The following is a 12,505-nucleotide window of genomic DNA, read 5'->3' on the forward strand; positions in this document are numbered from 1 at the left end:
GCACTTTTCAGACGGGAATAAAAACGCCCGGCGCGGCCGGGCGTCTTAAACGGGGCAAGCGGTCGATCAGATGCGTTTGGCTTGTGCCACAGCGTTGCCGATGTAGTTGGCCGGGGTCAGTTGCTTGAGCTCGGCTTTCGCCTCGGCTGGCATGTCCAGGCCATCAATGAAAGTCTGCAGCGCTTCAGGGCTGATGCCCTTGCCGCGGGTCAGTTCTTTCAGTTTTTCGTACGGGTTTTCGATGTTGTAGCGGCGCATCACGGTCTGGATCGGCTCGGCCAATACTTCCCAGCAAGCATCCAGGTCGGCGGCAATCTTCTGCTCGTTCAGCTCGAGTTTGCTGATGCCTTTGAGGCTGGCTTCGTAGGCGATCACGCTGTGGGCGAAGCCGACACCGAGGTTACGCAATACGGTGGAGTCGGTCAGGTCGCGCTGCCAGCGGGAGATCGGCAGTTTGCTCGCCAGGTGCTGGAACAGCGCGTTGGCGATGCCCAGGTTGCCTTCGGAGTTTTCGAAGTCGATCGGGTTGACCTTGTGCGGCATGGTCGACGAACCGATTTCGCCGGCGATGGTGCGCTGCTTGAAATAGCCCAGGGAGATGTAGCCCCAGATGTCACGGTCGAAGTCGATCAGGATGGTGTTGAAGCGCGCAATGGCGTCGAACAGTTCGGCAATGTAGTCGTGCGGTTCGATCTGCGTGGTGTACGGGTTGAAGCCCAGGCCCAGCTCGTCTTCGATGAAGGCGCGGGCGTTGGCTTCCCAGTCGATCTGCGGGTAGGCCGACAGGTGCGCGTTGTAGTTGCCGACGGCGCCGTTGATCTTGCCCAGCAGCGGAACGGCAGCGACCTGAGCGATTTGACGCTCGAGGCGGTAAACCACGTTCGCCAGTTCTTTACCCAAAGTGGTCGGCGAAGCCGGCTGGCCGTGGGTGCGCGACAGCATTGGCACGTCGGCGAAACGGATGGCCAGCTCGCGGATAGCGTTGGCGGTCTGGCGCATCAGCGGCAGCATCACCTCGTCACGGCCTTCGCGCAGCATCAGGGCGTGGGACAGGTTGTTGATGTCTTCGCTGGTGCAGGCAAAGTGGATGAACTCGCTGACCTTGGCCAGCTCCGGCAGCTTGGCCGCCTGCTCCTTGAGCAGGTATTCGATCGCCTTGACGTCGTGGTTGGTGGTGCGCTCGATCTCTTTGACGCGCTCGGCGTGCTCCAGCGAGAAGTTTTCCGCCAGTTCATTGAGAACGGCGTTGGCTTCGGCGGAGAAGGCCGGTACTTCAGGGATACCGGCGTGGGCGGCCAGGCGCTGGAGCCAGCGCACTTCAACCAGGACGCGGGCACGGATCAGACCGTACTCGCTGAAAATCGGGCGCAGGGCCTGGGTTTTGCCGGCGTAGCGGCCGTCTACAGGGGAAACCGCAGTGAGCGAAGAGAGCTGCATGGGGTGTTCTCGGACAGTCGGGCAACGAAATGGGGCGCGTATCATACATGAAAAAATCCGCCGATCCGCTGCCAACTGACCGGCGTATTACGCGTTACAGACTACAAAGCTTTTATGGCGTAGCGTTTACTCGCTGCGCATCAACGGATACAGCTCTTTGAGCAGCTTGCGGCGGCTGATCACCAACTGCCAGCGATGGCCGCCGAGCTGGCGCCACAGGCGCGCCGAGCGAATACCGGCAAGAAGCAGGGCGCGGATTTTCGAGGCGTTGCTTGGCTGCTGCAGATTGCGCATGTCGCCGTGCACTTGAATGCGTTGGCGTAGCGTACTCAGGGTGTCCTGATACAGCGCGCCACACGCGGCGATCACGTTTTCGTGGGCCGGGCCAAAGTGCTCGACCTGCGACTGGATTTGCGGCAGACGCTTGCCGATCACTTCCAGCATGTCGCCGCGCTTGGCCAACTGCCGCTCCAGACCGAGCATCGATAGGGCGTAGCGCAGCGGCTCGCGCTGCAAGGTGCTTGGATCACGTTCAAGGGCGCCGATCAGCGCGCGGTAGCCTTCGCGCAGATTGAGGTCATCGCCGCCGTACACATCCAATGTATCTTTCGGATCGCGCACCAGCAGGCTGCCGAGCATGCAGCTCAGGCCGGCTTCGTGGGTCTGTCCGGTCTTGGCGATGCGGTCGACCAGCACAGCGGCGAGAAACACACCGCCCAGCGCCGTCAGTTGCTCCTGAGTCGGGCTCATGCCTGGCCGCTCCACGGTTCGGCGACTTCAATCACGCCGCCGCCGAGGCAGATTTCCCCGTCATAGAACACCACCGATTGACCCGGCGTCACCGCGCGTTGCGGTTCGTCGAACACGGCGCGGTAGCCGTTGGCGGTTTTTTCCAGGGTGCAGGCCTGATCGCTCTGGCGATAACGCACTTTGGCGGTCAGGCGCATCGGCTGGCTCAGGTCGATCGGGTTGACCCAATAGATTTCCGAGGCGAGCAGGGCGCTGGAAAACAGCCACGGATGGTTGTTGCCCTGGCCGACGATCAGCTCGTTGGTGTCCAGATCTTTGCGCAGCACGTACCACGGCTCATCACCGGCGTCTTTCAGGCCGCCGATGCCGAGGCCCTGGCGCTGGCCGATGGTGTGGTACATCAAGCCGTGGTGACGGCCGATGACTTCGCCTTCGGTGGTCTTGATCTCGCCTGGCTGGGCTGGCAGGTATTGCTTGAGGAAATCGCTGAAGCGCCGCTCGCCGATAAAGCAGATCCCGGTGGAGTCCTTCTTCTTCGCGGTGGCCAGCTCGTATTTCTCGGCAATTTCGCGAACTTGCGGCTTTTCCAGTTCGCCGACCGGGAACAGCGTCTTGGCGATCTGTTCACCGCCGACGGCGTGCAGGAAATAGCTCTGATCCTTGTTCGGGTCCAGACCCTTGAGCAGTTCGGTGTGACCGTCGATGTCGCGGCGGCGCACATAGTGGCCGGTGGCGATCAGGTCGGCGCCGAGCATCATGGCGTAGTCGAGGAACGCCTTGAACTTGATCTCGCGGTTACAGAGGATGTCCGGGTTCGGGGTGCGTCCGGCCTTGTATTCGGCGAGGAAATGCTCGAACACGTTGTCCCAGTACTCGGCGGCAAAGTTGGCGGTGTGCAGCTTGATGCCGATTTTGTCGCACACGGCCTGCGCATCCGCCAGATCGTCCATGGCGGTGCAGTATTCCGTTCCGTCGTCTTCTTCCCAGTTCTTCATGAACAGGCCTTCCACTTCATAGCCCTGCTCGATCAGCAGAAGTGCGGAAACGGAAGAGTCCACGCCGCCGGACATGCCGACAATGACGCGCTGCTTGGATGTGTCAGAAGGGGCTGGATCACGCATAGGGATTCAATGAGTGTCTTGGAAAAGGGCGCGATTCTATCAGGCTCACGGCCGCAAGGCTAAAGAGAAGGGCGGATCAGTTCGAGGCTGAAGTGATGACCGGCCAGATAATCGTCGATGCAGCGGATGATCAGCTCGCTGCGCCAGTTGTCACGCTGGGCGATTAATTCGTCGCGGGTCAGCCACTTGGCGCCGAGGATGCCGTCGTCGAGTTGGTAATCCGGGTGGTGTTGCACGGCTTTGGCGCTGAAACATACACGCTGATAAGTCACACCGTTGCTCGGTGCGGTGTACAGGTAGATGCCTATCACCCCGGTGGGTTCGACGTCCCAGCCGGTTTCTTCGAGGGTTTCGCGGATGGCGGCGTCGATCAGTGTTTCATCCGGATCGAGATGCCCGGCCGGCTGATTGAGCACGTTACGCCCGGCCTTGTGCTCTTCGACCATCAGGAAGCGGTCGTTGTCCTCGACGACGGTGGCGACGGTGATGTGCGGGAGCCATTCCATAAAACCTCCTCAATCTATTGGTTGAAACCCAATCCCTTGTAGGAGTGAGCCTGCTCGCGATAGCGGTGCATCAGTCGCCATTAATGGTGAATGGTATACCGCTATCGCGAGCAGGCTCACTCCTACAAGGGGTTTGTGTTGTCAGCAGAAACACAAACCCCGGCACTCGGCCGGGGTCTGTTTACAGCGCTACAACCTTAAACCAGCGCAGCAATCGCCGCGTTGAAGGTTGCGCTTGGGCGCATGGCCTTGCTGATCAGCTCGGCGTCGGCGTGGTAGTAACCGCCGATGTCGACTGGCTTGCCCTGAACGGCATTGAGCTCGGCAACGATGGTTGCCTCGTTCTCGGTCAGCGTCTTGGCCAGTGTCGCGAACTGCGCTTGCAGTGCAGCGTCTTCAGTCTGGGCCGCCAGGGCCTGAGCCCAGTACATTGCCAGGTAGAAGTGGCTGCCGCGGTTGTCGATGTTGCCGACTTTGCGCGATGGCGACTTGTTGTTGTCGAGGAACTGGCCAGTGGCCTGGTCCAGGGTTTTCGACAGCACCAGCGCTTTCGGGTTGTTGTAGTTCACACCCAGATGCTCGAGAGACGCGGCCAGGGCGAGGAACTCACCCAGCGAATCCCAGCGCAGGAAGTTCTCTTCAACCAGTTGCTGCACGTGCTTCGGAGCCGAACCGCCGGCGCCGGTTTCGAACAGGCCACCGCCGTTCATCAGCGGCACGATCGACAGCATCTTGGCGCTGGTGCCCAGTTCCATGATCGGGAACAGGTCGGTCAGGTAGTCGCGCAGCACGTTACCGGTCACCGAAATGGTGTCCTTGCCTTCGCGAGTGCGCTGCAGGGTGTACTTCATCGCGTCGACCGGCGCCATGATCTGGATATCCAGACCGGCAGTGTCGTGATCCTTCAAGTAAGCCTGAACCTTCTCGATCACCACGCCATCGTGAGCGCGCATCGGGTCGAGCCAGAAGATCGCTGGCGTTGCACTTGCGCGAGCGCGGTTGACGGCCAGTTTGACCCAGTCCTGGATCGGCGCGTCTTTGGTCTGGCACATGCGGAAGATGTCGCCGGCTTCAACTGCCTGCTCCATCAGCAGGGTGCCTTTGCTGTCGGTCACGCGAACCACACCGTCAGCCTTGATCTGGAAGGTCTTGTCGTGCGAGCCGTACTCTTCGGCTTTCTTCGCCATCAGGCCAACGTTTGGCACGCTGCCCATGGTGGTCGGGTCGAAGGCGCCATTGGCTTTGCAGTCTTCGATCACGGCCTGGTAGATGGTTGCGTAGCAACGATCCGGGATCACGGCCTTGGTGTCGTGCAACTGGCCGTCAGTGCCCCACATTTTGCCGGAGTCACGGATCATCGCCGGCATCGAGGCGTCGACGATGACGTCGCTCGGCACGTGCAGGTTGGTGATGCCTTTGTCGGAGTTGACCATCGCCAGCGACGGACGAGCGGCGTAGACCGCGGCGATGTCCGCTTCGATCTGCGCTTGCTGATCGCCAGGCAGGGCCTTGATGCGCGCGTACAGATCGCCGATGCCGTTGTTCAGGTTGAAGCCGATCTGAGCCAGCACGTCAGCGTGCTTGGTCAGGGCGTCTTTATAGAACTCGGCAACGATCTGGCCGAACATGATCGGGTCGGAGACCTTCATCATGGTCGCTTTCAGGTGGACCGAGAGCAGCACGCCCTGGGCCTTGGCGCTTTCGATTTCCGCAGCGATGAACGCGCGCAGGGCGTTTTTGCTCATCACGGCGCAGTCGAGGATCTCGCCAGCCTGGACGGTGGTTTTTTCTTTCAGGACGGTAGCGGTGCCGTCTTTGGCGATCAGCTCGATCTTCACGGCGTCAGCGGCGTCGATCAGGGCAGCTTTTTCGCTGCCGTAGAAATCGCCGGTGCTCATGTGAGCAACGTGGGACTTGGAGTCTTTGGCCCAGGCGCCCATTTTGTGCGGGTGCTTGCGCGCGTAGTTCTTCACCGACAGCGGAGCGCGGCGGTCGGAGTTGCCTTCGCGCAGAACCGGGTTCACGGCGCTGCCCTTGACCTTGTCGTAACGCGCCTTGGCGTCTTTGTCGGCATCGCTGGTCACGGTTTCCGGGTAGTCCGGCAGGTTGTAACCCTGCGCCTGCAGCTCTTTGATCGCGGCTTGCAGCTGTGGCACCGAAGCGCTGATGTTCGGCAGCTTGATGATGTTGGCTTCAGGCGTAACGGCCAGGTCGCCCAGTTCGGCGAGGTGGTCGGCTACGGCTTTGTCGCCCAGTTGCTCGGGGAAGCTGGCCAGGATGCGCGCTGCAAGAGAGATATCGCGGGTTTCCACGGCGATATCGGCCGAGGCGGTATAAGCCTCGATGATCGGCAGCAGGGAATAGGTGGCGAGGGCTGGGGCTTCGTCGGTGAAGGTATAGATGATCTTCGAGCGGGTGGGCATATTCGGATTAACTCTCTCTTCTTTGCTAAAGCGTGCGCAGAAACTCGAGGGGCGCCGGGTAAGCGCGTTCGTTCAAAGTCATCCATGAACCGAATGTCGAGATTCTTCGCGGTGATGTTGGGTGCATCAGTAGAGCGTCAAGCAGTCAGGCTGCGGTAACAACCCGACCAATCAGGCGGAAAGTCTCGTGCTAGAGAGGCCAGCCGTCGTGACCCTGTGGTCAGCGGGCGGCATTATACATAGGTAGCTGGCAATCTGCCGATGGTTCATATGCAACGATTCTCGTCCATTGGTCTAAAGGTCGCAGGGCGGGGTTGGGCAAAGACTCGTTACGAATGCTGGAGTTTGGCGCTTTTCCCTTTGCTTTCAGGCTTGTACGAAACGAGAAGTGCGCGGTGGCGGAACATAGGGTTTGCGTGTTGATTTAACTGGGTTACGCTCGAAGCAAGCCAGATGTTCAATCCAAACAATGGAGTTCAGCATGGGTTACAAGAAGATTCAGGTTCCAGCCGTCGGCGACAAAATCACCGTCAATGCAGACCATTCTCTCAATGTTCCTGATAACCCGATCATCCCCTTCATCGAAGGTGACGGTATTGGTGTCGACATCAGTCCGGTGATGATCAAGGTTGTCGATGCTGCTGTTGAAAAGGCCTACGGCGGCAAGCGCAAGATTTCCTGGATGGAAGTCTATGCCGGGGAAAAGGCCACCCAGGTTTACGATCAGGACACCTGGCTGCCGCAGGAAACCCTCGATGCGGTCAAGGATTACGTGGTGTCCATTAAAGGCCCGCTGACCACTCCAGTCGGTGGCGGCATCCGCTCGCTGAACGTTGCCCTGCGTCAGCAACTCGACCTGTACGTCTGCCTGCGTCCGGTGCGCTGGTTCGAAGGCGTGCCAAGCCCGGTGAAAAAGCCTGGCGATGTCGACATGACTATCTTCCGCGAGAACTCCGAAGACATCTACGCCGGTATCGAATGGAAGGCCGGTTCGCCGGAAGCCACCAAGGTCATCAAATTCCTTAAAGAAGAAATGGGTGTCACCAAGATTCGTTTCGACGAAAACTGCGGCATTGGCGTCAAGCCGGTTTCCCGCGAAGGCACCAGGCGTCTGGCGCGCAAGGCCCTGCAATACGTGGTCGATAACGACCGCGATTCGCTGACCATCGTGCACAAAGGCAACATCATGAAGTTCACCGAAGGTGCCTTCAAGGAATGGGCCTACGAAGTGGCGGCCGAAGAGTTCGGCGCAACGCTGCTCGACGGCGGTCCGTGGATGCAGTTCAAGAACCCGAAAACCGGCAAGAACGTTGTGGTCAAGGACGCTATCGCCGACGCCATGCTCCAGCAGATCCTGCTGCGCCCGGCCGAATACGATGTCATCGCTACGCTTAACCTGAACGGTGACTATTTGTCCGACGCGCTGGCGGCGGAGGTGGGCGGTATCGGCATTGCGCCAGGCGCCAACCTTTCCGACACCGTGGCAATGTTCGAGGCGACTCACGGTACGGCGCCGAAGTACGCTGGCAAGGACCAGGTCAACCCGGGCTCGCTGATCCTCTCGGCCGAGATGATGCTGCGTCACATGGGCTGGACTGAAGCGGCAGACCTGATCATCAAGGGTACTAATGGTGCGATTAGTGCCAAAACTGTTACTTATGATTTCGAGCGTTTGATGGAGGGAGCCAAGCTGGTTTCCTCTTCAGGGTTTGGGGATGCGTTGATTTCGCATATGTAAATATCGCAGGCATACAAAAACCGCCTGACTCGATGGGTTGAGTCAGGCGGTTTTTTTGCTCGGCGTATTCAGGCAGGAATCAGTCAGCTCATTGCTTTGGCCGTTGCGGCAGCGGCAGCAGCCGCTGCGCCAACAACGGCACTTTCAGAAGCCGTGGCTGGTTTGATGACTACGGGCTTAATGCTTACAGCATGCAGTCCCTTCGGACCCTGCACGATGTCGAAATCCACTTCCTGGCCCGCTTTCAGGGTTTTGTACCCGTCCATTTCGATCGCCGAGAAGTGGGCAAAGAAATCGATGTCCTTGCCATCCTCGTCGCGACCTTCACGGCCATTGGCGTTGATGAAGCCGAACCCCTTGGCATTGTTGAACCATTTCACCTTGCCGACAGCCATGCTCAAATCCCTCTGCAACAGTCTCCATCGCTGGAGTATCATCCAGGACATCCGCAATCGAATTCGTTAAAAGAATTGACTCCGCGGATCTTTTTTACCCACTGTGGGCTCTATTGGTTGTAACACCGTTTTCCCGATAGTCAAGGTGACCGGGCAGTCGGAGTTGAAAACGTGAGCAATCGCCCCCACCACTGTATTTGCACAACTGACGAACCTTTCTTTCCATGCATGCAATCAGCCAGATTCGACTAACATTCAATCAGGATCGCCCGCTTCTCCAAAAGGATCTTCCACAGGAGCACGACGACGATTCGGCAGGCGTTGCTGTTCAGGAAGCAAAGCCTGCGTTACAGGCGCCGCCGATGTACAAGGTGGTTTTGTTTAATGATGACTACACACCGATGGATTTCGTCGTCGAAGTGCTCGAGGTGTTTTTTAACCTGAATCGCGAGCTGGCGACCAAGGTCATGCTGGCCGTCCATACAGAAGGGCGGGCAGTATGTGGAGTGTTTACCCGCGACATCGCCGAGACAAAGGCCATGCAGGTCAACCAGTACGCCAGGGAAAGCCAGCATCCGCTACTCTGTGAAATCGAGAAGGACGGTTAATCGCCGACCACTTGGGTATGAGGTGAAGCTATGTTAAACCGCGAGCTCGAAGTCACCCTCAATCTAGCCTTCAAGGAGGCTCGTTCGAAACGTCATGAATTCATGACCGTCGAACACCTGCTGCTGGCCCTATTGGATAATGAGGCTGCCGCCACCGTTTTGCGTGCCTGCGGCGCAAACCTCGACAAACTCAAGCATGACCTGCAGGAGTTCATCGACTCCACCACGCCATTGATCCCCGTTCATGACGAGGACCGTGAAACCCAGCCAACCCTGGGCTTCCAGCGTGTCCTGCAGCGTGCTGTTTTCCACGTACAGAGCTCGGGCAAACGCGAAGTCACCGGCGCCAACGTGCTGGTTGCAATCTTCAGTGAGCAAGAGAGTCAGGCAGTGTTTCTGCTGAAACAGCAGAGCGTTGCGCGCATTGATGTCGTCAATTACATCGCTCACGGCATTTCCAAAGTGCCGGGGCATGGCGATCACTCTGAAGGTGAACAAGATATGCAGGACGACGAGGGCGGTGAGTCTTCTTCTTCAGGCAATCCTCTGGATGCTTATGCCAGCAACCTCAACGAACTCGCTCGTCAGGGGCGGATCGATCCGCTGGTCGGGCGCGAGTCGGAAGTCGAGCGTGTCGCGCAGATCCTCGCGCGTCGGCGCAAAAACAACCCGCTGCTGGTCGGCGAGGCAGGCGTAGGTAAAACCGCAATTGCCGAAGGCCTGGCCAAGCGCATTGTCGACAATCAGGTGCCGGATCTGCTGGCCAATGCGGTTGTCTACTCGCTCGATCTTGGCGCTCTGCTCGCAGGCACCAAATATCGCGGCGATTTCGAGAAGCGCTTCAAGGCGCTGCTCAATGAGCTGAAAAAACGTCCGCAGGCGATCCTGTTCATCGACGAAATCCACACCATTATTGGTGCGGGCGCTGCGTCCGGTGGCGTGATGGATGCATCCAACCTGCTCAAGCCGCTGCTGTCGTCTGGCGACATTCGTTGCATCGGCTCGACCACCTTCCAGGAATTTCGCGGCATCTTCGAGAAGGATCGTGCCTTGGCGCGTCGTTTCCAGAAGGTCGATGTCGTCGAGCCGTCGGTGGAAGACACCATCGGTATCCTGCGTGGCCTGAAAGGGCGTTTCGAGCAGCACCACAACATCGAATATAGCGATGAGTCGTTGCGTGCCGCCGCCGAGCTGGCGTCGCGCTACATCAACGACCGGCACATGCCGGACAAGGCTATCGATGTGATCGACGAGGCGGGCGCCTACCAGCGTCTGCAACCGGTCGAGATGCGCGTCAAGCGTATCGAAGTGCCGCAGGTCGAAGACATCGTGGCGAAAATCGCGCGGATTCCACCGAAACATGTCACCAGTTCCGACAAGGAGCTGCTGCGTAATCTGGAGCGCGATCTGAAGCTCACGGTGTTTGGCCAGGACGCGGCGATCGATTCGCTGTCGACCGCGATCAAACTGTCCCGTGCCGGGCTCAAGTCGCCTGACAAGCCGGTCGGTTCGTTCCTGTTCGCAGGGCCTACCGGTGTCGGCAAGACCGAGGCCGCGCGCCAACTGGCGAAGGCGCTTGGCATCGAGCTGGTGCGTTTCGACATGTCCGAATACATGGAGCGTCACACCGTATCGCGTCTGATCGGTGCACCTCCGGGTTATGTCGGCTTTGATCAGGGCGGTCTGTTGACCGAAGCGATCACCAAGCAGCCACATTGCGTATTGCTGCTCGACGAAATCGAGAAGGCGCATCCGGAAGTCTTCAACCTGCTGCTGCAGGTCATGGACCACGGTACGCTGACCGATAACAACGGGCGCAAGGCGGACTTCCGCAACGTGATCGTGATCATGACCACCAACGCCGGTGCCGAAACGGCCGCGCGGGCTTCGATCGGTTTCACCCATCAGGACCACTCGTCCGATGCGATGGAGGTGATCAAGAAGAGCTTCACGCCGGAATTCCGTAACCGTCTGGACACCATTATCCAGTTTGGTCGCCTCAGCCATGAGGTCATCAAAAGTGTGGTGGACAAGTTCCTTACCGAGCTTCAGGCGCAGCTGGAAGACAAGCGCGTGTTGCTGGAAGTGACCGATGCGGCGCGCAGTTGGCTCGCGGCGGGTGGTTACGACTCGGCAATGGGCGCACGGCCGATGGCGCGTTTGATTCAGGACAAGATCAAGCGTCCGCTGGCAGAGGAGATTCTGTTTGGTGAGCTGGCCGAGCATGGCGGTGTGGTGCACATCGACATCAAGGACGGGGAACTGACGTTCGACTTCGAAACCACTGCGGAAATGGCCTGAAGGCTGTGGATCAAGAGGGCGCCTTCGGGCGCCTTTTTGTTATTTGTCGTTTGGGGTTTTTGGGTGAATATCCGTTGCTGCGGTGATGGCTGCTTAGGGTTCCGCCCTTACGGCGGGTCACTTTTTCCAGACGCCGAAAAAGTAACCAAAAAGGCTTTGCTCCTGCGTTCGGCCCTCGCAGGCTCGGGTTCCTTCGCTGCGGTATTGATCCGGGCGCAGCGTCTCCGGTTTGCTTCGCTGCACCTCCTCTCGCTGTGTTTGGCTTCGCCAAACGGTCGCTGCGCTCCCACGCCCGGATCAATCCCTCCACTCAGCCTTCCGAAGTCGCCCGTGGATCAAGATCAAGAGCGGTACTCGAGCTAACGCTCATTGTTGAGTGGGGCGGCTTTGCCGCGGGCAGCTGCGCTGCTTTGCTTTTCTGTGGGAGCGAGCCTGCTCGCGAAGGCGGCCTGACAGCCGACCTGTTTCTTGAGGTTGTACCTATTCCAACTGTAGGAGTGAGCCTGCTCGCGATGGCGGCCTTCCGGCCAACATATTTCTACCGGATACAAACGATCCAACCGTAGGAGCTGCCGCAGGCTGCGATCTTTTGATCTGGCTCTGGCTCTGGCTCTGGCTCTGGCTTTTGATCTTATGCCCCATCGGCAGGCTTCGTTACGGGATCGATCCGGGCGTGGGAGCGCAGCGACCGTACGACGCAGTCGTACACAGCGAGAGGAGGTGCAGCGAAGCAAACCGGAGACGCTGCGCCCGGATCGATCCCGTAACGAAGGAACCCCGAGCCCCAGCGAGCGGGCCGTACGCCGGGGGCAAAGCCTTTTGCTTACTTTTCGGCGTCTGGAAAAGTGAGTCGCTGTAAGAGCGAAACCGCCAGCGGCCACACCCGCAGCAACGGATATGCTCACAAAACCAAAAAAACCCAGACACAAAAACGCCCGGCATAACCCGGGCGTTCTGTATTGACTTGATTAACGAGCGCGGTAAGTGATCCGCCCTTTGCTCAAATCATAGGGCGTCAGCTCGACGCGCACTTTGTCACCGGTAAGAATACGAATGTAGTTCTTGCGCATCTTGCCGGAAATATGCGCGGTTACGACGTGCCCATTTTCCAACTCCACACGAAACATGGTGTTGGGCAGGGTGTCGACGACAGTGCCTTCCATTTCGAAGCTGTCTTCTTTCGACATGCAGTAAAGCCCTCGGTATCCAATGAATGGCCCGGTGCA

10 protein-coding genes are annotated in these 12,505 nt (G+C 58.8%); 3 read left to right on the forward strand and 7 right to left on the reverse strand.

The features are described from left to right. Positions 1–66: 66 nt before the first annotated feature. From purB to HU739_RS01495, 5 genes are all read right to left on the reverse strand, one after another. Positions 67–1,437 (reverse strand): adenylosuccinate lyase, encoded by a 1,371-nt coding sequence (gene purB / locus HU739_RS01475; RefSeq protein WP_186551809.1) that lies wholly within the window; start codon positions 1,435–1,437, stop codon positions 67–69. Positions 1,438–1,563: 126 nt separating this feature from the next. Continuing rightward, on the reverse strand, positions 1,564–2,187 hold the full coding sequence (gene hflD / locus HU739_RS01480; protein WP_186551810.1) for a high frequency lysogenization protein HflD: 624 nt from the start codon (positions 2,185–2,187) through the stop codon (positions 1,564–1,566). Then, positions 2,184–3,308 carry a tRNA 2-thiouridine(34) synthase MnmA gene (gene mnmA, locus HU739_RS01485; RefSeq protein WP_186551811.1) on the reverse strand — a complete coding sequence of 375 codons (1,125 nt, stop codon included), beginning with the start codon at positions 3,306–3,308 and terminating at the stop codon, positions 2,184–2,186. The genes hflD and mnmA overlap by 4 nt, the downstream gene beginning before the upstream one ends. 59 nt (positions 3,309–3,367) lie before the next feature. Beyond that, a complete protein-coding gene (locus HU739_RS01490; RefSeq protein ID WP_186551812.1) occupies positions 3,368–3,814 on the reverse strand; it encodes an NUDIX hydrolase in 447 nt (148 codons plus the stop codon). Between the two features lie 197 nt (positions 3,815–4,011). After that, positions 4,012–6,237 (reverse strand): NADP-dependent isocitrate dehydrogenase, encoded by a 2,226-nt coding sequence (locus tag HU739_RS01495; protein WP_186551813.1) that lies wholly within the window; start codon positions 6,235–6,237, stop codon positions 4,012–4,014. A 481-nt stretch (positions 6,238–6,718) separates the two neighbouring features. Between HU739_RS01495 and icd the strand changes: the two genes are divergently transcribed. Next, a complete protein-coding gene (gene icd, locus HU739_RS01500) occupies positions 6,719–7,975 on the forward strand; it encodes an NADP-dependent isocitrate dehydrogenase (RefSeq protein ID WP_186551814.1) in 1,257 nt (418 codons plus the stop codon). An 83-nt stretch (positions 7,976–8,058) separates the two neighbouring features. Here icd and HU739_RS01505 read toward each other — a convergent pair whose 3' ends face one another. Then, on the reverse strand, positions 8,059–8,370 hold the full coding sequence (locus HU739_RS01505) for a cold shock domain-containing protein (protein WP_186551815.1): 312 nt from the start codon (positions 8,368–8,370) through the stop codon (positions 8,059–8,061). 224 nt (positions 8,371–8,594) lie between these two features. Between HU739_RS01505 and clpS the strand changes: the two genes are divergently transcribed. Continuing rightward, positions 8,595–8,978 (forward strand): ATP-dependent Clp protease adapter ClpS, encoded by a 384-nt coding sequence (gene clpS / locus HU739_RS01510; RefSeq protein WP_011334948.1) that lies wholly within the window; start codon positions 8,595–8,597, stop codon positions 8,976–8,978. Positions 8,979–9,008: 30 nt separating this feature from the next. Continuing rightward, a complete protein-coding gene (gene clpA / locus HU739_RS01515; protein WP_016775266.1) occupies positions 9,009–11,279 on the forward strand; it encodes an ATP-dependent Clp protease ATP-binding subunit ClpA in 2,271 nt (756 codons plus the stop codon). Positions 11,280–12,247: 968 nt separating this feature from the next. On the opposite strand, the gene infA is transcribed toward clpA, so the two are convergent. Next, a complete protein-coding gene (gene infA, locus HU739_RS01520; protein ID WP_002553999.1) occupies positions 12,248–12,466 on the reverse strand; it encodes a translation initiation factor IF-1 in 219 nt (72 codons plus the stop codon). Positions 12,467–12,505 lie beyond the last annotated feature (39 nt).

Source organism: Pseudomonas hamedanensis (assembly GCF_014268595.2).
GTDB lineage: Bacteria > Pseudomonadota > Gammaproteobacteria > Pseudomonadales > Pseudomonadaceae > Aquipseudomonas > Aquipseudomonas hamedanensis.